Origin of the sequence: Sneathiella litorea (assembly GCF_009882915.1) — a bacterium.
In the GTDB taxonomy this organism is placed as follows: domain Bacteria; phylum Pseudomonadota; class Alphaproteobacteria; order Sneathiellales; family Sneathiellaceae; genus Sneathiella; species Sneathiella litorea.
In genome coordinates, this window is the sequence record NZ_WTUW01000009.1 from 335,028 (window position 1) to 357,296 (window position 22,269).

The 22,269-nt window shown below is 55.6% G+C and carries 20 protein-coding genes and 1 tRNA gene; 6 read left to right on the forward strand and 15 right to left on the reverse strand.

Annotation, left to right across the window (positions count from 1 at the left end; all coding sequences use genetic code 11):
* Positions 1 to 43 precede the first annotated feature (43 nt).
* The 4 genes from ilvC to miaA form a co-directional block, all read right to left on the reverse strand.
* Positions 44 to 1,063 (reverse strand): ketol-acid reductoisomerase, encoded by a 1,020-nt coding sequence (gene ilvC / locus GQE98_RS15605; RefSeq protein WP_161316638.1) that lies wholly within the window; start codon positions 1,061 to 1,063, stop codon positions 44 to 46.
* Positions 1,064 to 1,123: 60 nt separating this feature from the next.
* The gene (gene ilvN / locus GQE98_RS15610) at positions 1,124 to 1,636 is read right to left on the reverse strand and encodes an acetolactate synthase small subunit (protein ID WP_161316639.1); all 513 of its coding nucleotides are present in this window, start codon (positions 1,634 to 1,636) and stop codon (positions 1,124 to 1,126) included.
* Between the two features lie 89 nt (positions 1,637 to 1,725).
* Entirely contained in the window at positions 1,726 to 3,489 is a 1,764-nt protein-coding gene (locus GQE98_RS15615) for an acetolactate synthase 3 large subunit (RefSeq protein WP_161316640.1), read from the reverse strand.
* A gap of 127 nt (positions 3,490 to 3,616) precedes the next feature.
* The gene (gene miaA, locus GQE98_RS15620; protein WP_202526344.1) at positions 3,617 to 4,594 is read right to left on the reverse strand and encodes a tRNA (adenosine(37)-N6)-dimethylallyltransferase MiaA; all 978 of its coding nucleotides are present in this window, start codon (positions 4,592 to 4,594) and stop codon (positions 3,617 to 3,619) included.
* 18 nt (positions 4,595 to 4,612) lie between these two features.
* Here miaA and serB point away from each other — a divergent pair, with 18 nt between their 5' ends.
* Positions 4,613 to 5,521 (forward strand): phosphoserine phosphatase SerB, encoded by a 909-nt coding sequence (gene serB / locus GQE98_RS15625; RefSeq protein WP_161316641.1) that lies wholly within the window; start codon positions 4,613 to 4,615, stop codon positions 5,519 to 5,521.
* A gap of 55 nt (positions 5,522 to 5,576) precedes the next feature.
* Here the strand turns inward: serB and GQE98_RS15630 are convergent, their stop codons facing one another.
* The 4 genes from GQE98_RS15630 to hflK form a co-directional block, all read right to left on the reverse strand.
* Entirely contained in the window at positions 5,577 to 6,977 is a 1,401-nt protein-coding gene (locus GQE98_RS15630) for a DegQ family serine endoprotease (protein ID WP_425501143.1), read from the reverse strand.
* Positions 6,978 to 7,331: 354 nt separating this feature from the next.
* Entirely contained in the window at positions 7,332 to 7,520 is a 189-nt protein-coding gene (locus tag GQE98_RS15635; RefSeq protein ID WP_161316643.1) for a DUF2065 family protein, read from the reverse strand.
* Between the two features lie 55 nt (positions 7,521 to 7,575).
* Positions 7,576 to 8,460: a protease modulator HflC gene (gene hflC, locus GQE98_RS15640; protein ID WP_161316644.1), complete on the reverse strand. Its 885-nt coding sequence runs from the start codon at positions 8,458 to 8,460 to the stop codon at positions 7,576 to 7,578.
* A complete protein-coding gene (gene hflK / locus GQE98_RS15645; protein ID WP_161316645.1) occupies positions 8,457 to 9,551 on the reverse strand; it encodes an FtsH protease activity modulator HflK in 1,095 nt (364 codons plus the stop codon). The genes hflC and hflK overlap by 4 nt, the downstream gene beginning before the upstream one ends.
* A gap of 190 nt (positions 9,552 to 9,741) precedes the next feature.
* Here hflK and apbC point away from each other — a divergent pair, with 190 nt between their 5' ends.
* The gene (apbC, locus tag GQE98_RS15650) at positions 9,742 to 10,860 is read left to right on the forward strand and encodes an iron-sulfur cluster carrier protein ApbC (RefSeq protein WP_161316646.1); all 1,119 of its coding nucleotides are present in this window, start codon (positions 9,742 to 9,744) and stop codon (positions 10,858 to 10,860) included.
* A gap of 51 nt (positions 10,861 to 10,911) precedes the next feature.
* On the opposite strand, the gene ppdK is transcribed toward apbC, so the two are convergent.
* From ppdK to GQE98_RS15685, 7 genes are all read right to left on the reverse strand, one after another.
* Positions 10,912 to 13,590: a pyruvate, phosphate dikinase gene (gene ppdK, locus GQE98_RS15655; RefSeq protein WP_161316647.1), complete on the reverse strand. Its 2,679-nt coding sequence runs from the start codon at positions 13,588 to 13,590 to the stop codon at positions 10,912 to 10,914.
* A 78-nt stretch (positions 13,591 to 13,668) separates the two neighbouring features.
* Positions 13,669 to 15,726 (reverse strand): glycine--tRNA ligase subunit beta, encoded by a 2,058-nt coding sequence (gene glyS / locus GQE98_RS15660; protein WP_161316648.1) that lies wholly within the window; start codon positions 15,724 to 15,726, stop codon positions 13,669 to 13,671.
* On the reverse strand, positions 15,727 to 16,620 hold the full coding sequence (locus GQE98_RS15665; RefSeq protein ID WP_161316649.1) for a glycine--tRNA ligase subunit alpha: 894 nt from the start codon (positions 16,618 to 16,620) through the stop codon (positions 15,727 to 15,729).
* Positions 16,621 to 16,707: 87 nt separating this feature from the next.
* Entirely contained in the window at positions 16,708 to 16,929 is a 222-nt protein-coding gene (locus GQE98_RS15670; RefSeq protein ID WP_161316650.1) for a hypothetical protein, read from the reverse strand.
* A 32-nt stretch (positions 16,930 to 16,961) separates the two neighbouring features.
* Positions 16,962 to 17,825, reverse strand: a complete 864-nt coding sequence (locus tag GQE98_RS15675) for a S49 family peptidase (protein ID WP_161316651.1) — start codon at positions 17,823 to 17,825, stop codon at positions 16,962 to 16,964.
* Positions 17,826 to 17,869: 44 nt separating this feature from the next.
* Positions 17,870 to 18,682 (reverse strand): tRNA1(Val) (adenine(37)-N6)-methyltransferase, encoded by an 813-nt coding sequence (locus tag GQE98_RS15680; RefSeq protein ID WP_161316652.1) that lies wholly within the window; start codon positions 18,680 to 18,682, stop codon positions 17,870 to 17,872.
* A complete protein-coding gene (locus tag GQE98_RS15685; RefSeq protein WP_161316653.1) occupies positions 18,682 to 18,900 on the reverse strand; it encodes a putative signal transducing protein in 219 nt (72 codons plus the stop codon). The genes GQE98_RS15680 and GQE98_RS15685 overlap by 1 nt, the downstream gene beginning before the upstream one ends.
* A 116-nt stretch (positions 18,901 to 19,016) precedes the next feature.
* Here GQE98_RS15685 and GQE98_RS15690 point away from each other — a divergent pair, with 116 nt between their 5' ends.
* From GQE98_RS15690 to GQE98_RS15705, 4 genes are all read left to right on the forward strand, one after another.
* A complete protein-coding gene (locus GQE98_RS15690) occupies positions 19,017 to 20,039 on the forward strand; it encodes a polyprenyl synthetase family protein (protein WP_161316654.1) in 1,023 nt (340 codons plus the stop codon).
* 112 nt (positions 20,040 to 20,151) lie between these two features.
* Positions 20,152 to 20,228 (forward strand) — tRNA-Pro (locus tag GQE98_RS15695).
* A gap of 310 nt (positions 20,229 to 20,538) precedes the next feature.
* Entirely contained in the window at positions 20,539 to 21,135 is a 597-nt protein-coding gene (locus GQE98_RS15700; RefSeq protein WP_161316655.1) for a hypothetical protein, read from the forward strand.
* Between the two features lie 12 nt (positions 21,136 to 21,147).
* Positions 21,148 to 22,125, forward strand: a complete 978-nt coding sequence (locus GQE98_RS15705) for a hypothetical protein (RefSeq protein ID WP_161316656.1) — start codon at positions 21,148 to 21,150, stop codon at positions 22,123 to 22,125.
* Positions 22,126 to 22,269: the final 144 nt, after the last annotated feature.

Here is a 22,269-nt window from a genome sequence, read left to right on the forward strand (position 1 = left end):
CGGCACGAAGGCCGGCTTTTCACTCTTAGGCTGTAAAGAGCCTCTAGTTCTTTGATTTGTCGACCAGACGGCCTTCCGCGATCCAGGGCATCATGGCGCGCAGACGCTCGCCGACTTCCTCGATCTGGTGGGCGTCGTTGCGGGCACGGATTGCCTTGAAGCTGGTCTGGCGTGCCTTGTTCTCCAGCATCCAGTCGCGGGTAAATTTACCGGTCTGGATATCATCCAGAACACGTTTCATTTCCGCCTTGGTTTCCGATGTTACAATGCGCGGACCGGTGACATACTCGCCATATTCCGCCGTATTGGAGATGGAGTAGTTCATGTTGGCGATGCCGCCTTCATAGATCAGGTCAACAATCAGCTTCACTTCATGCAGGCACTCGAAATAGGCCATTTCCGGCGCATAGCCGCCCTCGACCAGTGTTTCGAAGCCCGCGCGGATCAGCTCAACAAGGCCACCGCAGAGAACAGCCTGTTCACCGAAGAGGTCAGTTTCGCATTCTTCCTTGAAGGTCGTCTCGATGATACCCGCACGGCCGCCGCCAATCGCAGAGGCGTAGGAGAGCGCGATATCAAGCGCGTTACCAGAGGCGTCCTGATGAACAGCAACAAGGCAAGGTACGCCGCCGCCACGCTGATATTCAGAGCGAACCGTATGGCCAGGGCCCTTCGGTGCAATCATGAAAACGTCCATGTCGGCGCGCGGAACGATCAGGTTGAAATGAACATTCAGGCCATGGGCGAAGACAAGCGCCGCGCCTTCCTTCATGTTCGATGCCAGCTCTTCTTCATAGATGTCCGCCTGCAGCTCGTCCGGCGTCAGCATCATAATCACGTCGCCCCATTTGGCAGCATCAGCCGGTGTCATGACCTTAAGGCCAGCCCCTTCCGCCTTAGAAGCGGAACTGGAGCCCGCGCGAAGCGCGACAGCGATTTCCTTGGCACCGGAATCTTTCAGGTTATTGGCATGGGCATGACCCTGGCTGCCATAGCCGACGATGACAACTTTTTTGCCTTTGATCAGATTAACATCGGCATCGCTGTCGTAGTAAACGCGCATTATATCATTCCTTCTCGATTATAAACTTCCGTATTCATTCTAATTCTGTGGTAACCCGCCCTAGATGACCTCGGTGCCGCGATGCACCGCGACAACACCTGTCCGGCAAACCTCGGCCTTACCGAGCGGTTCCATCAGCCCGATAAATGCCTTCACCTTCTCGGGAACCCCTGTCACCTCGAAGACAAAGGAATCCTCTGTCGTGTCGACAGCGCGGGCGCGAAAAATATCCGCCATGCGGAGAGCTTCAACCCGCTTCTCCCCCTTGCTGACAACCTTCACGAGGGCCATTTCACGTTCAACGCTTGGTCCGTCGATGGTCAGGTCGGCAATCTTGTGAACCGGCACCAGACGGCCCAATTGCGCCTTGATTTGCTCAATAACCATAAGCGTGCCGGTTGTGACTATGGTAATCCGCGAAAGGTTTTCCGACTCATCCACGCGGGCCACTGTCAGGCTTTCGATATTATACCCGCGACCGGAGAACAGGCCGACCACGCGCGCCAGTACACCGAACTCATTATCGACGAGAACGGAGATGGTATGGCGGAATATTTCGGTATCTTCAGTCATTGTTCAGACAACCCCTTTGCAAGCGCGGGTCTCTTGTAAACCAGCATAAGCGTTAAATCCATAGCTTTTCGAATGAAATTCGGCAGGAACTAGACCAGCGACAAACCGTCGGAGGTGACTTTCGGTCCGCTGCCTTCCGTTTCATCCCCAAGCAGCATTTCATTATGTGCTGCGCCAGAGGGCACCATCGGGAAGACATTTTCCGACTTATCAACGATCATGTCGACAACGACCGGCCCCTTGATGGAGAGCATCTCCTTGATGCAATCGTCAACCTTGTCCGGATCAGAACAACGAAGACCCGTTGAACCGAACGCTTCCGCCAGTTTCACGAAATCAGGCAGGCTCTCCATATAGCTCTCGGAATAGCGGCCGCCATGCAGCAGCTCCTGCCACTGGCGCACCATCCCCATATACTCGTTATTGAGGATAAACACCTTCACCGGCAGGCGGTATTGCAGGATGGTGGAAAGTTCCTGGATATTCATCATGGTCGAGGCTTCACCGGCGACATCGATCACCAGCGAGTCGGGATGGCCGATCTGTACGCCCATGGCGGCTGGCAGGCCGTAACCCATGGTGCCAAGCCCTCCCGAGGTCAGCCAGCGGTTCGGTTCCTCAAACTGAAGATACTGCGCCGCCCACATCTGGTGCTGCCCCACCTCGGTGGTGAAATAGCGATCCATGCCCTTGGTCAGTTCGTTCAGTCTCTCAAGCGCGTATTGCGGCTTGATCGCCTTGCCCTTCTGTTCAAACTTGAGGCAGTCTCTCTTGCGCCATTCGCCAATTTTTGCCCACCATTTCTTGAGGGCCGGATTGTCAGGCTTGTGAACTTCTGTTTTCCAGACCTTGATCATGTCTTCAAGCACATGGGCAACGTCGCCGACAATCGGGATATCCACCCGTATGTTCTTGTTGATCGAGGACGGATCGATATCGACATGAATTTTCTTTGAATTCGGCGAGAAGGCATCGAGCCGCCCCGTAATCCGGTCATCGAAACGCGCGCCGATACAAACCATCACATCGCAGTCATGCATGGCGTTGTTGGCTTCATAAGTGCCATGCATCCCGAGCATTCCGAGGAACTGCTTGTCAGACGCCGGATAGGCACCGAGCCCCATCAGGGTATTGGTGATCGGATAGCCGGTCAGCCGGACCAGCTGCGTCAACAGTTTCGACGCCTTCGGGCCCGAGTTGATGACACCGCCGCCGGTATAGAAGATCGGCCGCTTGGCGTTCGCGATCAGCTTGATTGCTGCCTTGATCGCCTTCAGGTCGCCCTTGACCTGCGGCTGGTAGCTCTTGTGCTTGACCATCGACGGCGGGATATATTTACCCGACGCCAGTTGAACATCCTTCGGGAGGTCGATCACGATTGGGCCGGGACGGCCATTTGTTGCGACATGAAAGGCCTCATGCATGGTGCGGGCCAGATCATTCACATCCTTCACCAGGTAGTTATGCTTGGTGACGGGGCGCGTGATGCCGACGGTATCCGCCTCCTGAAATGCGTCGTTGCCGATCATATGGGTGGCCACCTGCCCGGTCAGGCAGATAATGGGGATACTGTCCATAAGCGCGTCGGCCAGGCCGGTTACCGCATTGGTCGCGCCGGGACCTGATGTCACCAGAACAACGCCGGGCTTGCCGGTCGAGCGCGCATAGCCCTCCGCCGCATGCACCGCGCCGCCTTCCTGACGGACAAGAATATGACGAATGCTGTTCTGCTTGAAAATTTCATCATAAAGCGGAAGCACAGCGCCCCCAGGATACCCGAAAATCACCTCCACGCCCTGATCCTTGAGCGCTTTGATTACAATTCCTGCTCCTGTCATCTCCTGGTTCGCCATTTGCCTAATCCTAATCTTTTTGCTTGGCCGTCTATGTTTCGTTCCAATAGAAAAAAAGCGCCCGGCGCAATACCGGGCGTCACTTTCATGCCATGAACCCATGGCTACAGCGGTGAAAACTAGACCTTCAGGCCTCTGCCGTCAACAAAAATCGGCGAATAAATGGAAAGAAATCGGACTTTAAACTTTCCAAATCTTGCGCAGAAGATCGATTTGCTTCGCACATCTTATTCCGCACCCATGTCAATTGCCGTTTCGCATAGCGCCGGGTGAGCATTTTGATTCGCGCCAGTGCCATATCCCGCTCCATCGTGCCATTCAGTACCGCCATGAGTTCCGGTACACCGAGGGCTTTCATCACAGGAAGTGCGGGATCAAGGTTGCGCTTCATAAGCGATTTCACTTCCTCCAGCGCACCGCCCTCTGCCACCATCCAGTCAAGACGACGGTCGCAACGCTCATACAACCAGGCGCGATCCGGTGTAAGGGCGAGCCAGAGCCGAGGCCCTTGCAAAATAGCGCCCGAGGGGCTCCGTTTCTGCCAGTCCCCAAGCGGAACGCCCGTTTCCTCCACCACCTCCAGCGCCCGGAGAAGCCGCTGACTATCCCCTTCATTGAGGCGGGCGGCCATGTCCGGGTCCTTCGCTGCCAGCATCTTGTGGATGACAGCGTTCCCCTCTCGCTTGTGAAGGTCACGAAGACGATCCCGCACGGCGTCGGAGATAGGCGGGATATCGGCGATGCCCTTGGTCAGGATATCGAAATAAAGGCCGGTCCCGCCGACAACGATGGGCAACTTGCCATCAGCGCGCACGCGTTCGATCTCCGCGAGCGCCATATCCCTCCAGCGCGCGGCATTACAATAGTCGGTCGGGTCAAGCACCCCATAGAGCCGATGTGGAGCACGGGCTTCCTCCTCTGCGCTCGGGCGGGCGGTCAGCACACGCAGGCCGTCATAAACCTGCATGCTGTCTGCATTGATGATGACACCATCAAATTCCTCTGCTATGGCAATGGCCAACGCGGATTTACCGCTGGCGGTCGGTCCGGCCAAAAGGATCGCCCCCGTTTGGCGTTGGATCGGCGATGCATTTTCGTCCTTCAAGGAATGTTGCCCCTAACGATGATAGAAAATTCTGTTCTTACTCTCGTCGCTGATCATACAGCGCATGGTTCAATTCGCAATATCGCCGACGCCGCCCGAAAGGTCCTGGTCGAGGCCGGTGCCGACTGCGCCGAACCAGACTGGCTCAGCGAGGAGCACGCCGTCGATATCCCCTTCAGCAAGCTGGCACGGGACGCGGCGAAAATGCGGCTTGAGGCGGCCGGCCTCCTGTCGGCAATCGACTACTGCCTGCAACCGGCGGACTTCCGCCGCAAGAAGCTGTTCCTCGCGGACATGGATAGTACCATCATCACCGTCGAGTGCATTGATGAGCTAGCCGATTTCGCAGGCTTTCGCGAGGAAGTCTCGGCAATCACCGAACGGGCGATGAACGGGGAACTGGACTTCAACGAGGCGTTCCGCGCCCGTGTCGGAATGCTGAAGGGCCTGCGAGAGGAAATTCTGCAGCAGGTGTTTGACGAACATGTCACCCTCACCCCCGGCGCGCGCACCCTGGTCCAGACCATGCGGGCAGGCGGTACTTATACGGCTCTTGTCTCCGGTGGCTTCACCTTTTTCACTAACCGGGTCCGCGAAGTGGTTGGTTTTCATATGGATATGAGCAACGAGTTGTTGTTCGAGAATGGCGCGCTGACCGGTGTCGCGGCAGAGCCAATACTGAATTCAAGCGCCAAGCTGAATACGTTGGAATCCTTGCGTCATGAATATTCCCTGCGGCGGGAGGAAACGGCAGCAATTGGCGACGGCGCCAATGACATCCCGATGATTGAGGCGGCGGGCCTTGGTGTCGCCTATCACGCCAAGGAGAAAGCTGCGGCAGCGGCGGATGCGACGATCCGCTTCGGCGACCTGACGACCCTGCTCTACTATCAAGGCTATCGAGAAAGCGAGTTCGTCCAGGCATAAAAAATGGCGCCACCTCATCCGAGGGGCGCCATCATTCTGTCAGAGCAGCTAAAAGTTAGCTTTCCTTGTTCAGCTTCAAGGCGATAAAGCGGGAATTATCGCCACGCTTCAGAAGCAGCAGGACCGATTTCTTGTCCGTCTCCTGAATTTCCGCAATACGGTCCTTCATCTGTTCCGGGCTGCTAACGGGTTCAAGCTGTGCCTCGGCTACGATATCGCCGGGACGGATCCCCTTCTCCGCCGCTTCGGAGTTTGGATCAACATCCGTCACCACAACACCGCTGGCATCCGGCCCCATGTTGAATTGCTCCCGCATGCGATCATTGACTAAGGCCAGTTCCATCCCCAACAGTTCCACCTTGTCCGTGCTGCTTGGTGTCGATGACCCATTGGCCATGGCGGTTTCCGCTTTTTCAAGCTCGCCCAGGGTGACTTCCTTGGTCACGGTCTTACCACTCCGCCACAGATCAACGGTTACCTTGGAACCAACCTTTGATTCCGCCACCAGACGGGACAGTTCACGCGGCTCACTTACCGTTTCGCCGTTGAATTTCAGGATAACGTCACCAGCCTTGATCCCGGCCTTGAACGCAGGGCCATCTTCAGGAACGCCCGCAACAAGAACGCCGTCAGTATCTTTCAGGTCAAGCCCCTCGGCAATTTCTTCGGTGACCGGCTGAATAACGACGCCGAGCCAGCCACGGCTGGTCTTGCCGAATTCAATCAGCTGCTCAACGACCGGTATCGCCAGCTCGGAAGGAACCGAGAAACCAATGCCGATGCTGCCACCTGACTGCGAGAAGATCGCAGTGTTGATGCCGATAACTTCGCCGTCCATGTTAAACAATGGACCGCCTGAGTTACCCTTGTTGATGGAGGCGTCTGTCTGGATGTAATCATCATAGGGGCCAGAACGGATATCGCGGCCGCGCGCCGAGATAATGCCCGCCGTTACCGTGCCACCAAGACCATACGGGTTCCCGATCGCGAGCACCCAGTCACCGACGCGGGATTTGTCGCTATCGCCCCAGCCAACATCAACCAGTGGATATTCCTCAGGGTCGACTTTCAGAACGGCAATATCTGTTTTCGGGTCGGTTCCAACCAGAGTCGCCGCCACGCTCTCGCCATCCTTGAAGATAACCTTGATTTCTTCGGCGCCGTCAATCACGTGATTATTGGTAATCACATAACCATCCTTGGCATCGATCACGAAACCGGAGCCAAGCGATGTCGCCTTGCGTTCGCGCTGCTCGCCATTCTTGTCACGATTGCCGAATTCCTTGAAGAAATCCTCGAAAGGATGGCCTTCGGGAAGTTTCGGGAATCCGCCGCTCGGACTTTTGACGGTCTGGGTTGTCGAGATATTGACAACCGCCGGAGAGAGTGTCTCCACGAGATCGGCAAAGCTATCGGGAGCACCCCGTGCCTTTGCACCCACCGCAAAAACCATCATCAGTGTAAAAACCGTCAGGGTTGAAATGGCGATTACGCCAAATTTACGTGTGCTCGCCGCAGAATTTACCTTTGGCTGAGCAATAATCTCCGCCGATTTTGGCAGTGCTGAGTATCGGTTATACAAGTCCATCTTCCTTCTATAATTCGATTCTCTGCCGGGGTCCAAAGATCGCGAGCAGAGGATCAACTGACTATATTTTCCCCTCTTGTATACATCCACCGAGATACCGAAAGATGCATTGCGCTGTATGTACCTAGAAATCAATTAAGGCAGAAATGTGCAAATGAAACCCGTTTTATAAATTTTGTTGGTTAAGACAAAATTCCTTTAACTTCAATGCGCAACTTCCCGTTATATCCGGATCAGCCAAACAAAAATGACACCAAGGATCGCGAACACCAAACCAAAAATGCGCAGAATATGGCTTGGTGTATTGAGCGCCGAAACCATCATTCGCTTCATGCCGTCAGGGAACAGGGCATAAAGCGCACCTTCAAAAAACAAAACCAGCGCAGCCGCCAGCAGGAAATCAGTTACCACAACTATCGCCTCTTACGAAAACGGCCCGTAAGTAATATACGGGCCGTCTGTGTTTTTAGTTACCTTGTTTCGACTGGACATCCTGCTGATTGAAAAAGCGGAAGAATTCCGATGTCGGGGACAGCACCATGGAGGTATCAGTATCCGACATGGATTCCCGATACGCCTGCATGGACCGGTAAAAGGAAAAGAAATCTTCATCCTTGCCGAAAGCCTCGGCGAAGATACGGTTCTTTTCCCCGTCGCCTTCACCGCGGAGGATTTCAGAATCCTTCTGCGCATTGGCGATAAGCACCGTACGTTCCTTGTCCGCATTGGCCCGGATACGCTGGGCGATTTCTGCACCCGTTGCCCGGATTTCCTTTGCTTCCTGCTCACGCTGCGACCGCATACGATCAAAAACCTTTTCACTGTTTTCTGTTGGCAGGTCCGCGCGGACGATGCGCACATCGATCACGTCGATACCGGAGGCCTTGGCTTCCTTGTTCACCTGTTCCCGGATCGAGTTCATGAGATTTGAACGTTCACCGGAGACAATGTTATTCAGGATCTGTCGGCCAAGATTTTGCCGGAGCTGCGAGTTCAGGATCGTTTCAAGACGCGCATAGGCGATCTGAATATTACCATAAGACTGATAATATTGCAGTGGGTTGGCGATGCGGAAACGGGCAAAGCTGTCCACCATCAAACGTTTCTGGTCGAGAGTAACAACCTCTTCACGCTGGGTGCTGACGGAGAGGACACGCTTGTCCACATAGACAACATCCTGCACAAACGGCAGCTTAACATTAAGTCCCGGCTCCTGGATAACCTTCTGCGGCTTACCAAACTGCATGACGATAGCCTGCTCTGTCTGGTAAACAGTGAAAAGTGCACTGGAGGCGACGACACCGGCGGCCACCAGAATAACGGCGATAACTGTCAGGAATGTTTTATTCATTTGTTGGTCGCCCCTTTCTGCAGTTCATTAAGTGGCAGGTAGGGAACGACACCTTGCGTACCGTCCTTCCCGCCATCAATGATGACCTTGTTCTTTCCGGCGAAGACTTCCTGCAGGGTTTCGAGATAGATGCGTTGACGCGTCACGTAAGGTGCCTTCGCATATTCGTTATAGATGGAGAGAAAGCGCGCGGCTTCACCCTCGGCTTCTGCAATGACTCTCTGCTTGTAGCCTTCGGCCTCCTGACGGATCATTTCCGCCTGGCCACGAGCCCGGGGAATAATGTCATTTGAATAGGACAAGGCCTCGTTCTGTGCCCGTTCCTTGTCGGCTTCCGCCGCCTGCACATCCCGGAAAGCCGCGATAACCTGACTTGGCGGTTCCGCATTCTTCAGCTGCACCTGCAGGATACTGACGCCCGCGCTATATTCATCAAGCACTTGCTGAAGACGTTTCAAAACTTCCGTCTCAACCAGCAAACGACCTTCCGTAATCGCTGCCGTCAGGTCCGTACGACCGATCACTTCACGCATCGCGCTCTCGGCGACTGCCTTGATGGTCAATTCCGGCTGATCAACATTAAACAGGTACTTGCCCGCATCATTGATACGCCATAGCACCGTAAAACCAACATCGACGATATTCTCGTCCCCGGTCAACATCAGGCTTTCCGCCTCTACCGGGGTAGAGCCGCCGCCGCGCGTTGGCCGGAAACCAATTTCGACACTGTTGACCTTGGTGACTTCAGGCGTCAACACGGTTTCAATCGGATAGGGCAAATGATAGTTCAGGCCCGGCTGGGTCGTTTCCGACCATTTACCGAAGCGAAGCACGACGCCCTGTTCCGTGGTCTCAACCTTGTAAAAGCCACTGATCAGCCACGCTACCAGAATAACCAGTATTAGTATAATGAGTCCAATCCGACCGCCACCGCCGCCGGGGATGATATCTTTCAGCCGGTCCTGGCCCTTTTTGATAATGTCTTCGAGGTTGGGGGGCTGTTGACCACTTGGTCCCTGCCCCCAAGGCCCACGATTTCCACCGCCGCCTTGCCAGCCTCCGTCATTACCACCCTGATTACTCCAAGGCATTGATCGCCTCTCCTTCATTCATGCGCTATTTTGCGCGTTTGCTAACTTCAACTAGTCGCGTTATATGACACCCTGCAACATTCTGCAACGGAACACGGACTAGAGAACGGCTTTATTTCTCTTATTCCGCGATCCGGCAGATTTTTTAGTCTATGCCTACCATTTTGTGTCGAAAGCGGAGTTTTCAAGCATGTCATCGATAAATGAGCAAACCATCCTCAATTGTCTCGAGCAGATCATTGACGAAAAGTCGGGCAAAAGCGTGGTAACGCTCGGCCTGGTTGCCGGCCTGATGATCAAGGACGGGAATGTTGGTTTCGCGCTTGAAATCAATCCAAAAGACGCGGGCGAGATGGAAATTCTGCGTAAAAAATGCGAGGACGCTGTCTTTGCCCTGCCCGGCGTCAAGTCGGCCAGCGTTGTGCTCACGGCCGAACAGGCCCAAGCGCAGACGCAGGCACCGTCCCGCGCCCAGCCACAACAGCAGCAGCAACAGCCGGCACAAAAGCCCGACGTACCGGGCGTTGCCGCCATTGTCGCCGTTGCCTCCGGCAAGGGCGGCGTTGGCAAATCAACCTGCGCCGTTAATCTCGCGCTCGGTCTTTCCGCTCTTGGCCTTAAAGTCGGGATGCTGGACGCGGATGTGTATGGCCCTTCCCTCCCGCGGATGCTGGGTCTGAAAGGCAAACCTGACTCCAAAGATGGCAAGAAGCTGATCCCGATGGAGAAATGGGGCCTCAAGGTCATGTCCATGGGCTTCCTGGTTGAGGAGGACACGCCAATGATCTGGCGCGGTCCGATGATCATGAGTGCGCTACAGCAGATGGTGTTCGATGTAGATTGGGGAGAATTGGACGTGCTTGTCGTCGACATGCCGCCCGGCACCGGCGATGCCCAATTGACGCTGGCGCAGCGGGTCCCGCTGACCGGCGCGGTGATCGTTTCGACACCGCAGGATATCGCCTTAATTGATGCCCGTAAGGGATTGAATATGTTCCGGAAAGTCGATGTGCCGGTATTTGGCATTATCGAGAATATGAGCTACTTCCTCTGCCCGTCCTGTGGCGACCGATCAGATATTTTCGGTCATGGCGGCGCGCATGAAACAGCCAATGAACTGGGGGTCGATTTCCTCGGTGAAGTGCCGCTGCATATGGATATCCGCAAAACCTCAGATGCGGGAACGCCGATCACCGCCACCGAGCCGGACAGCGCCCACGCCAAAATCTATCGCGATCTTGCCGCGAAGGTGCAGGACAAGATCGAGGCTAATCTCGGCGCCTCCGGCCCCAAGATCATCATCGAGTAAAAAAAAGCCCGGAGCGATCCGGGCTTTTCTTTTATTGTTTCAAGCTGCCGTTCAGGCTTCGGAGACCCGTTTCAGGCCGAGGGCGGCCTGTGCCGCCGCAAGTCGGGCGATCGGCACGCGGTAAGGTGAGCAGGAAACGTAATCGAGGCCGACCCGCTCGCAGAAATCGATACTGGACGGGTCGCCGCCATGCTCACCGCAGATCCCGAGCTTGATATCGGCGCGGGTTTCGCGGCCACGGTCAGCGGCAATCTGCACCAGTTCGCCCACCCCTTCCTGATCGAGGGAGACAAAGGGGTCTGTTTCATAGATGCCCTGTCCGACATAATCCTCCAGGAAGGAGCCGCTGTCGTCCCGGCTGATGCCGTAGGTCGTCTGGGTCAGGTCGTTGGTGCCGAAGGAGAAGAACTCCGCCTCCCGCGCGATGTCACCGGCCCGAAGGGCGGCGCGCGGCAGCTCGATCATCGTACCGATCAGATACTCGATATCCTTGCCGGTCTCGTCATGGATCGCGCTTGCAACGGCCTTGATCTTGTCTTTCAGGATTTCCAGTTCCCGGTCTGTTGCAACCAGCGGGATCATGATCTCGGGGATCACGGTGTCACCAAGCTCCTTGCTGACCTCAGCGGCCGCTTCCAGAATGGCACGTGCCTGCATCTCGTAAATTTCCGGGAAGGAAATGCCGAGACGACAGCCGCGATGACCAAGCATCGGGTTAAACTCATGGAGCTGCAATGCGCGGTGACGCAACTTTGCCGGTTCCGCGCCGAGTGCCTCGGCAAGCTCGTCAATTTCCTCATCCGTCTTGGGGAGGAACTCATGCAGCGGCGGATCAAGCAGCCGGATAGTGACCGGCAGGCCCGCCATGATGCGGAACAGCTCGATAAAGTCGCCACGCTGATAGGGCAGCAGCTTGGCCAGAGCCTCGCGCCGCTCCTCGCTGGTTTCGGCCAAAATCATCTGGCGTACGGAGACAATCCTCTCCGCATCAAAGAACATATGCTCGGTCCGGCAGAGGCCGACGCCTTCCGCGCCGAATTTCCGTGCGGTTTCCGCATCGAGCGGTGTTTCTGCATTGGCGCGCACCTTCATCCGCCGGATTTCATCGGCCCAGGACATCAACTCGCCAAATTCGCCGGAGAGTTCCGGCATAATCATGTCGACCGCGCCGTGCATCACCTCGCCGCTGCCGCCATCGATGGTAACAGTCTCGCCCTTCTTGTAGGTCTCGCCCAGCACACTGAGGGTTTCATTCTTGTAATCAATATTGAGAGATCCGGCACCGGACACACAGGCCCGACCCATGCCGCGCGCAACAACGGCCGCATGACTGGTCATGCCGCCGCGGCTGGTCAGAATGCCCTTCGCCGCATGCATGCCGTGGATATCCTCGGGGCTGGTTTCAACACGGACCAGAATGACCGATTTCCCCTCGCCAGCAAGCGTTTCCGCCTCGTCACTGTTGAAGACGATCTGGCCAGAGGCCGCACCGGGACTTGCCGGCAGACCACGAGCGATGACATTTCGCTCGGCGGCGGGATCAAGGGTCGGATGCAGAAGCTGGTCAAGAGAGGCAGGATCGATACGCTTGATCGCCTCATTCTTGTCGATCAGCCCTTCATTCACCATATCGATGGCAATTTTAAGGGCGGCCTTTGCCGTACGCTTGCCGGAGCGGGTTTGCAGCATCCAGAGTTTGCCCTGCTGGACAGTGAACTCGATATCCTGCATATCGCGGTAATGGGCTTCGAGCTTTTTATAGACCTCGACAAGCTGGGCGAAGACATCCGGGAAGACTTCCTCCATTGAGGGAGCCTCAGAGCCCGCGTCAAGGCGAGACTGCTTTGTCAGGTTCTGCGGCGTGCGAATACCGGCCACCACGTCCTCACCCTGTGCATTCACCAGGAACTCACCATAGAAAATCTTCTGACCCGTAGAGGGGTCACGGGTGAAGGCAACGCCGGTCGCGCTATCATCGCCCATATTGCCGAACACCATGGCCTGAACATTAACCGCCGTGCCCCAGCTGGCCGGGATATCATGCAGGCGGCGGTAGGTGATGGCTCGCTGGTTTGTCCAGGAACTGAACACCGCGCCGATGGCGCCCCAGAGCTGATCCTGCACATCCTGCGGGAAGGGCCGACCGAGTTCTTCCTGGACCTTTTCCTTATACTGCCCGACGAGATTTTCCCAATCGTCGGCGGAAAGATCGGTATCAAGATGATACCCGTTTTCCTCTTTCAGGATTTCGAGCAGTTCCTCGAAATGGTAATGATCGACGCCGAGCACGACATCGGAATACATCTGGATAAAACGGCGGTAGCTGTCATAGGCGAAACGCTTGTCGCCGCTCTGGGCCTCCAGCCCTTTTACGGTTTCATCATTGAGGCCGAGGTTGAGGACGGTGTCCATCATGCCCGGCATCGAGGCCCGCGCGCCGGAACGTACCGACACAAGAAGCGGTTTATCCGCACTGCCGAAGCCGCCACCGACGGAGACTTCAATATCGGCAATCGCCGCATCGACCTGCGCTGCAAGGGTATCCGGATACGTCTCGTTATTCTCAAGATATTCCGTACAGACTTCCGTGGTGATGGTAAAGCCCGATGGCACCGGCAGGCCGAGATTGCTCATCTCCGCCAGGTTCGCGCCCTTGCCGCCCAGCAGATTGCGCATATCCGCAGTACCATCCGCCTTGCCATCGCCAAAAGAATATACCCACTTCGTCATCTCGATATCGCCCTTCTGATGTTAAATTCTTTCACTTTTCAGTGTCATACAGATGCTCATACCTGCAAAAAGTAAAAATTAGCCTTCTATTTTCGAAAAATCCGCGAATTGGTCCAACAGGTTACGGATGGTGGAGAGAAGCCGTAGTCGATTGGCCCGGAGTGCCGCGTCTTCGGCATTCACGGTGACCTTGTCAAAGAACGCATCAACAGGCTTTCGCAATGTCGCCGCAGCCGTTCCCGCTGCCTCAAACCCGTCATGGGCGAGTGCGCCGGAAACAAGGCCGGAAACTTCCGTGATCCGCTCGTGAAGCGCAGTCTCGGCAGCATTGTCAAGAAGCCCCTCCTCCACTGGCTGGCCGTAGGAAACGCCGTCCTTCTTCTCCTCAATCCGGAGGATGTTGGCGGCGCGACGGTATGCGATCAAAAGGTTCGCCCCGTCATCGGAACCGAGGAAGTTAGACAAAGCCCCAACCCGCGCCATCAGACGGACAAGGTCATCCTCCCCGCCCTGCCCAAACGCGGCACTGATATAATCATGGCGGACGTTCTGTTCCTTCAAGTGGACTTTCAACCGGTCGGCAAAGAAATCAAGCAGCTCGTTGGCATCCAGTATTTCGGACACCGATTGCAACGCGCCGGCCTTTTCGAAAATCTCCAGAAGCGGCAGGCGGAGATTATTCTCCAGCACCAGCCGGATTACACCCAGCGCCGCGCGACGAAGCGCATAAGGGTCTTTCGATCCCGTCGGCTTTTCGTTGATCGCATAGAATCCCGTCAGGGTATCAATCTTGTCGGCGAGCGCGACGATAACGCTTGTCGGTTCGGACGGGCAGGTATCCTTCGGTCCGAGGGGGGAATAATGCTCCTCAATCGCTGTGGCGACGGCGGCATTCTCCCCGTCATGCGATGCGTAATAGCGGCCCATCAGCCCTTGCAGATCGGCAAACTCACCGACCATCTCGGTGGTCAGGTCGGCTTTTGCAAGCAAGGCTGCCCGCGCTGCCAGATCGGCATCGGCATTCGGCACAAAGGGCGCAATCTCAGCGGTCAGCTTGATAACCCGCTCCACTTTCTCGCGGACGGTGCCGAGCTTGGCATGGAAGATGATTTTTTCGAGATCCGGCACACGGCTTTCGAGGGTTTTCTCCCGGTCCTTGTCCCAGAAGAACTTGGCGTCCGAAAGACGCGCGCTCAGCACCCGCTCGTTCCCGGCGGTGATCAGCTTGCCACCATCCTCGGCGCGAAGGTTTGCAACCACGATAAAGCGCGGCGCCATCTTGCCGTCTTTCCCAGCCAGCGAGAAATATTTCTGGTGGCTGCGCATAGCGGAGATCAGGGCCTCCTGCGGCACCTCAAGGAAGCTGGTATCGATCGAGCCGATCAGGCTTTCCGGCCATTCAACAAGACCGGCCACTTCCGTGAGCAATGCCGGATCATCAATGAGCGTCAGCCCCTCGTTTTCTGCGAGTCGACCGGCATCTGCCGCGATAATTCTCTCTCGCTCTGTCGCATCCAGCACGACAAGGGCGGTTTTAAGACGCGCCTGATAATCAGCGAAATCTTTCACCGTTATCGCCTCCGGCGCCATAAAACGATGACCGAAGGTCTGGTCATTCGCCGTCAGATGCTCCCAGCTCATGGGGACTGTCTTGCCGTCAAACAGGCAGAGAATATTGTGGAGCGGACGCACCCAGCGCGCGGAATAGCTGCCCCATTTCATCGGCTTTGGCCAGGGCACGGCGGAGATTGCCGCATTCAGAAGCGCCGGCAAGACCTCAATCGTCGGGCGGCCCTTGGACTCGATCACGGCGTAGTAAAAGCTGCCCTTCTCGGTTTCCCGTTCCTCCAGTTGGTCGCGGGAGAGCCCGGCGGATTTCAGGAACCCTTCCACCGCCTTGTCCGGCGCGCCAACACGGGGGCCACGCCGTTCCTCCGATGTGTCCTCTTGCGCCACCGGCAAGCCGTCGATGACCAGCGCAAGGCGCCGCGCCGTCGCAAAGCCACGGGCGCTTTCGAATGCGAGCCCGGCGTCTTTCAGTCCGGCACTGACCAGCCGGACCAGATCATCCGCCGCCTTGTTTTGCATACGCGCAGGGATTTCCTCGGAGAAAAGCTCCAGCAACAGTTCTGCCATTTACGCTTCCTCCGCCAAATGTCCGCGACTCTTGAGCCACGCCGTCGCACAGCCCTTGGCCAGCGCCCGCACGCGCCCGATATAGGCGGCGCGCTCCGTCACGCTGATGACGCCGCGGGCATCGAGAAGGTTAAACAGATGGCTCGCCTTCATGCATTGGTCATAGGCCGGAAGCGCAAGCCCCTCGGCCAGAATCTCCTGACACTGGATTTCCGCATCCTCGAAATGACGCAGCAGGATATCCACATTCGAATGTTCAAAGTTATAGGCGGAGAATTCCTTCTCGTTCTGCAGGAAGACATCGCCATAGGTGACGCCTTCGCTGTTCCATTTCAGGTCAAACATGCGATCGACGCCCTGCACATACATGGCGAGACGTTCAAGCCCGTAGGTCAGCTCACCCGAAACCGGGCTGCATTCATAGCCGCCGACTTGCTGGAAGAAGGTGAACTGGCTCACTTCCATCCCGTCGCACCAGACTTCCCAGCCAAGGCCCCAGGCGCCCAGCGTCGGGCTTTCCCAGTCATCCTCGACAAAGCGGATGTCGTGATTTTTAGGGTCAATTCCGAGGGCATAGATGCTCTCAAGGTAAAGTTCCTGAATATTTTCCGGGGATGGCTTCAAAAGAACCTGAAACTGATAGTAATGCTGCGTGCGGTTGGGGTTCTCGCCATAGCGGCCGTCGGTCGGGCGGCGCGAGGGCTGCACATAGGCGGCTTTCCATGGCTCCGGACCGAGCGCGCGCAGGGTCGTCGCCGGGTGAAACGTACCGGCACCTACTTCCATATCATAGGGCTGCAAAATCACGCAGCCTTTCGAAGACCAGAAATGTTGTAGGGTCAGGATCAAGTCCTGAAAGGAGTTGGACGGCGCGGAGGCCAGGTTACCCGCCATAATTACAGACCACACTGCTTGAGAGAATTCGCGGTGCAACATAAAGCGCCGCACCGGATGGGTCAACCGGCCTCAGCCAGCTTTGCGCTATTTATCCTTGCAGCTATGCTCATTGAGGTCAGCAACGAACGCACCACAGCGCGGACATTCCTCAAGATCCAGCATTTTATCGGACGACTGTCCCTTGAATTCCCCGTTCTTCCTTGCTTTATCAAGAGACGGGGCAATGGTGTTGCGATAAAAGCGATGGGCGAAGAAGACACCAACCAGCACAAGCACGATCAGAATGATTTTAACTGGCGAGAACATCCTGTGGTCCTACCCTTTCCATCGCGCCCGAATCACAGGCCAAATCGGCCCCAGACGGACCGATTGCGGATTGTCGTGATCAGGGCCTCAACCGCATCGGCGCCGATTATCTGTTGCCCGAGACCCAGCTTCTTGGCAAGGAAGCCCTGCCGCCCCTCGATCTGCTTGAATTTAACCTTGTCGCCGTATTTTTCACGACAGAAGGAGCGCAAATCCGCGATGCCATCGACAAGGCCGAGATCAACGGCTTTTTCCCCGATCCAGACATCGCCGGAAAACAGTTCCTTGTCTTTGCGTTTTTTAAGTCGCTCGCCGCGCCGGGTCTTCACCAATTCCTTGAAATTGTCATGAATATCGCCCTGAATTTTTTTGAGCCAGAGAATATCATCCTCTTTTTCGGCGCTGAACGGGTCTAGCTTGACCTTATTCTCTCCCGCCGAATAAAGCCGCCGGTCGACGCCGAGTTTCTCAAGAAGTCCCGGAAAGCCAAAACCCGCGGACACAACGCCGATGGAACCAACGACAGTGTTCTTGTTTATATAGATCTCATCTGCACAGAGGCCGAGCCAATATCCGCCCGAGGCCATTACATCCTCGGCAAAGGCATAAACGGGAATTTCCTTCTCATCGGCGAGCTGACGGATACGGTCAAAGATCAACGATGACTGCACCGGCGACCCGCCCGGCGAGTTAATGGCCAGTGCCACAGCACTTAAATTCTTGGTTTCGAAAGCAGATTCAATCTGGCTTGCAAGATTTGCCAGATTGAGATGCTCGCCGCGGAGCTTGTTGCCCCCCGGCGCGATGACACCGTAAAGCGGCAATACAGCCACTTGCGGCGATTTTTCCAGAAACCGCTTAAGCGGTGTTTTCTTGAGAAGATTTACTATTTTCATGGGCGTAAAGGTAAGGATTTAACCGCTCTGTACAAGTCTTTTTGTTACATCACGGATTTGAGGGCGGCTCCCTCCCGGGCGATGGTATTGGCAACGGCCGTGGGCCTGCCGTCTTTTTCATGTAACACCAGACCACGTGTGAGCTCCAGCGGGCCTTTATCCCCCTTGATTCCCTGCACGATAACGCGCTTCGCCGACTGGTCCTGAGCAGGCCAGAGAGGAATGACCTTCAGTCGGCCGCAGCCTTTCTGAAGAACGGCAAGGATATCACCCAGCCGGTCCGCACGATGAATGACCGTGACGGTTCCCTTCGATTTCGCCCGCGCAACACAAAACAGCAACCATTCGGGTAATGCGACGCTTCCCTCGATATGGGCGAGCGTCTTAATGTCCGACTTGGCGACTCGCGCCCGGCCCTTTCCGTAAAAGGGCGGATTGGTGAAGACATGATCGAAGCCGGCCTCCAAAAATGGTTTTTTCTTTGGCCCCACCTCCCCCGCAAAAGATGCCCGCATGCCGATATCCGCTTCTATTATTGACGTCTGCTCGGCGAAACCATTCTTTTCCGCATTCAGGCGGGCGAGCGCGGCCAGTTCCGGTTGCAGTTCAATCCCCCAAAGCTGGCAGTCCGGTATCCGGTGCAACGCACAGAGGCCTGCCGTTCCAACCCCCGCGCCAACGTCAAGAAGTGTCTCCCCCGCCTTGGCATCGACCGCCGCGCCAAGCAATACCGCATCGGAGCCAGCGCGAAAACCATCCTTTGGCTGAGTAATCTTGAGGGCACTGCCCAGAAACTGGTCTTCCGTGCAGGGTGTCTCATCCCCGGCGGAAACATTTAATTGCCGCGTCCCCACCATCAGGCCTGTGTCTCCCCCTCACCGATATCCACCAGAATCTGCTTTGCCCGGTCATGATCTTCTTCGGTCACCATGATCCGGCGCGGGATCGCACCGATACTCCCTTCCAGAATCGAGGTATGCTCATCAAGCACGATTGCCTCAATCCGTTCATCCTCCAACAAGGCCAGAATATAGGAGATCAGCACCGGATCATTACACCTAATCAGCTCTTTCACAAAATTCCCCTTGTTCCTTACCCGGATATGACCGCCGTCACTTGACCCGTCGCCATCTTAAGCTATGCTCAGGCGAAATATTTGAACGATCCCGCCACCCTTTAAACGAGGCACCATTGGCCATCATCGTAAACCTGGATAAAAGAAAAGAACAGCCCGCAAAAGCAACCCTGAAACGCCTGTTGAATATCGTCGAAGCGGATCTGGCCGACACCAACGATATCATTCTGGAACGGATGCATAGCGAGGTGGAGTTGATCCCGACCCTGGCGCGTCACCTGATCGCAGCGGGCGGCAAGCGATTGCGCCCGGTTCTGACCCTAGGGGCGGCAAAGCTCTGCGGCTATGAAGGCGACCGCGCGAAGAAGCTCGCAGCCTGTGTCGAGTTCATCCATACCGCCACCCTGTTGCATGATGATGTGGTGGACGAGAGCGATCTGCGCCGCGGCAATGAAACGGCGAACGTCCTCTGGGGTAATCAGGCGAGCGTGCTGGTCGGGGACTTCCTGTTTAGCCGCTCCTTCCAGCTGATGGTCGAGGATGGCTCACTTGAGGTTCTGGCGATCCTGTCCAACGCCTCCGCCGTGATTGCGGAGGGCGAAGTCATGCAGCTCATGAATGTGGGCAATACCAATACCACCGAAGACAGCTATCTTCAGGTGATCGCCTCCAAGACGGCGGCGCTTTTTGCGGCGGCCTGCGAGGTGGGCGCCGTGGTTGCTGAACGTCCGAAAGCGGAGGCGCAGGCGCTCGAGAGCTATGGCCGCAATCTCGGCATCGCCTTCCAGCTTGTCGATGACGCGCTTGACTATTCTGCGGAACAGCAAGCGCTCGGCAAGGCCATCGGCGATGATTTCCGCGAAGGGAAAGTGACGCTGCCCATCCTCCTCGCCTTCCGCCGCGGCAATGCGGAAGAGCGCGCCTTCTGGAAACGGGTGGTTGAGGACGGGGATCAGCAGGACGGCGACCTGGAGCAGGCGCTCGAGATCATCGGCAAACATTCCGCGCTTGAGGACACAATCGAGCGAGCCCGCCATTATGGCGCGATGGCGAAAGATGCGCTCGGCATTTTTGAGGACAGCGAGATCAAGGAGTCCCTTCTGGAGGCCGTTGATTTCTCTATCGAGCGGGCGTTCTGATTATTTAAGGGAAAATTGGCGACGGGCTCATTTCGTCCTTGCGGAACCCGTCCAAACCCGATTATAACGCTTCTGCTCTCGCCGAGCCCAACTTACCACGGGCCGGCACGGTCGGGGTGTGGCGCAGCCTGGTAGCGCACGTCGTTCGGGACGACGGGGTCGGAGGTTCGAATCCTCTCACCCCGACCATTTCTTCTAAGATATTGATTTTTCGGCGAGCATGAGATCTCGAGAAGAAGCGTGCCCTTCTTCCTTCGGCGCCAATATTATCACCCCATTTACCAGCGGCAAAACCTATCATTTCCTATAAAATAGTTTCAGCATCGAAGCGAACTTTCTAGAATATTTCCCGTTATAATTCCCGCTTAGGAAGTATTATATTTCCAATAATCAGTAGAGAATCATTTCTATTATAAAATTTAATAATACTAATATGAAAGTTTGACTCTAATTCTCTCTCTGACTTATATTATAAATGCATCATAGAGAGGGGTTACAAATGCAAAAATTTGTTACTGTCTTGTTGATATTTATAATGCTTTCCATGCCAGCAAGATTTGCTGCGGCAAGTGGCGGTGACGGCGGCGGGATGGTAATCCTCAATACAATTTCAGCCTTTGCAAAACCAGAGGTTTTTACGTTGGTTGTCTTGACCAATTTTTTCATCGTCAACACTGCTTTCTCACCGATAATTTCCCAGTTACCGCCAGCGGTGCGGAGTAAGTATGCGTTGACGTTAACAGCCGTATTGACCCTGAATTATTTTAGATATGCTATGCTGGAATTTACCCGCTACTTCCTCTATGCCCTGTTTTCCCCCGGATTCTATTTTCAAGAAAATCCTGACAGCCGTTCTGTGGCTACGCCTGAGAAGGCCCAAGAAGGGCTTTGGAGTGCCTCCAATCCAGACGTGATGACAAATGCCGTTGCACAGAATGAGGAAAAGGAAAAACAGGAACTGATCAATAAGGCGGTCCAGGCCGCCCTGCGCGATCCGGAAATTGCCCGGAAATATCTGGAATACTCAACACCGGAGGTGAAGGCAGCCGTTACCAAGGCGCTTGAAAATCAGGCCGCCGACCGGGCGCGTTTTTAAGGGGGCAATGATATGAAAAAGACACTGCAATCCATCACCATTAGCCGCTTCCTTAGTGCTGCAGCCTTGTCACTGTCGTTGTTGCTGGCGGGCTGTCAGGGAAATGTATCCGAGACGGTTGGTGATCTCCTGACAAACCCCTTCGGTTCGAGTGACGAAGAGGAAGAAGTCATTAACGTTGTTGCTCTCACTCCACAAGAAGTCCCCTGGCACATACAGGCAACCGTTGCCGCAACGGTGTTACGGCTCAAGGATGAGGATCCAGATGCCATAGACGAGAAATTCAGCCTTGTCGGCAGCGGCGGGATAGCGACTGACGAGAACAGCAGTCTTGCAGGTTTCGGCGTTGAAAATGTCCAGATTAATGACTTCTTTCGCCCTCAGGAAGCTCCGGAGATTAACCGTCTCGGGGCACGGCTAATCCTTGTGGACCCGACCGGACGGCGTCTCGGCGTATCCTTCGTGGCCGATTATGAACTGGCCGAGGACCAGGTCATTCTCAAGGGTCATCAGTGGGGATATAGCCGCGCCGAAACCCCCGCGGTGGAGACCTATATTGTCCGTACGGCGGCAATCGAGGAACTCGATGAAGCGAGTGTGCGCGACTATCAAACATTCCGGAGCCATATCCTTTCAAATGCCGCGCCGACCGGCGATCCAACGGCCTCGGCGGATATAGCCGACTATACGGTTGTCACTTTCGTCATGGACCGTATTCTTGACGGTGACAAATTTGAAGTCCGCCTCAGCGCTGTTAAGGACGGAACCGAGGGTTTTCCCGATGCAAGCCGCTATATCCTTCATGATAACGGGTGGGTTACCGGCATTGTCCCGGGCAGGTTTTCCCTTGCCGGCGAGAAGTCTTTCTGGGTGAAGGCAGTTTACACCCCAAAAGAGGAGGAGGATGGCGGATTTTTCGGAAAACTGCTGACGAATGAAAGGCTGATCGGGCTTTATAATACGGCAAACCTTTCAGAGTCAGCGAGTTAACTCTGTCTTGGCGAGCAGGCAAACTATCCTGGAAAAATCGGAATTTCCGCCCGGGCATAGCTTCGACCAGCCCCGCATAGAAGAGCCTGAAACCCTATATAATCTGCGGTTGTCCGCTGTTTTTGAAACCAAAAATTAACGAAA

What these genes read in the sequence shown, in the direction of transcription:
- ilvC (WP_161316638.1), bottom strand. Translation starts at nt 1,063, where the DNA reads ATGCGCGTTTACTACGACAGCGATGCCGATGTTAATCTGATCAAAGGC.
- ilvN (WP_161316639.1), bottom strand. Translation starts at nt 1,636, where the DNA reads ATGACTGAAGATACCGAAATATTCCGCCATACCATCTCCGTTCTCGTC.
- GQE98_RS15615 (WP_161316640.1), bottom strand. Translation starts at nt 3,489, where the DNA reads ATGGCGAACCAGGAGATGACAGGAGCAGGAATTGTAATCAAAGCGCTC.
- serB (WP_161316641.1), top strand. Translation starts at nt 4,613, where the DNA reads ATGATAGAAAATTCTGTTCTTACTCTCGTCGCTGATCATACAGCGCAT.
- GQE98_RS15630 (WP_425501143.1), bottom strand. Translation starts at nt 6,977, where the DNA reads ATGATGGTTTTTGCGGTGGGTGCAAAGGCACGGGGTGCTCCCGATAGC.
- hflC (WP_161316644.1), bottom strand. Translation starts at nt 8,460, where the DNA reads ATGAATAAAACATTCCTGACAGTTATCGCCGTTATTCTGGTGGCCGCC.
- hflK (WP_161316645.1), bottom strand. Translation starts at nt 9,551, where the DNA reads ATGCCTTGGAGTAATCAGGGTGGTAATGACGGAGGCTGGCAAGGCGGC.
- apbC (WP_161316646.1), top strand. Translation starts at nt 9,742, where the DNA reads ATGTCATCGATAAATGAGCAAACCATCCTCAATTGTCTCGAGCAGATC.
- ppdK (WP_161316647.1), bottom strand. Translation starts at nt 13,590, where the DNA reads ATGACGAAGTGGGTATATTCTTTTGGCGATGGCAAGGCGGATGGTACT.
- glyS (WP_161316648.1), bottom strand. Translation starts at nt 15,726, where the DNA reads ATGGCAGAACTGTTGCTGGAGCTTTTCTCCGAGGAAATCCCTGCGCGT.
- GQE98_RS15665 (WP_161316649.1), bottom strand. Translation starts at nt 16,620, where the DNA reads ATGGCGGGTAACCTGGCCTCCGCGCCGTCCAACTCCTTTCAGGACTTG.
- GQE98_RS15670 (WP_161316650.1), bottom strand. Translation starts at nt 16,929, where the DNA reads ATGTTCTCGCCAGTTAAAATCATTCTGATCGTGCTTGTGCTGGTTGGT.
- GQE98_RS15675 (WP_161316651.1), bottom strand. Translation starts at nt 17,825, where the DNA reads ATGAAAATAGTAAATCTTCTCAAGAAAACACCGCTTAAGCGGTTTCTG.
- GQE98_RS15680 (WP_161316652.1), bottom strand. Translation starts at nt 18,682, where the DNA reads ATGGTGGGGACGCGGCAATTAAATGTTTCCGCCGGGGATGAGACACCC.
- GQE98_RS15700 (WP_161316655.1), top strand. Translation starts at nt 20,539, where the DNA reads ATGCAAAAATTTGTTACTGTCTTGTTGATATTTATAATGCTTTCCATG.
- GQE98_RS15705 (WP_161316656.1), top strand. Translation starts at nt 21,148, where the DNA reads ATGAAAAAGACACTGCAATCCATCACCATTAGCCGCTTCCTTAGTGCT.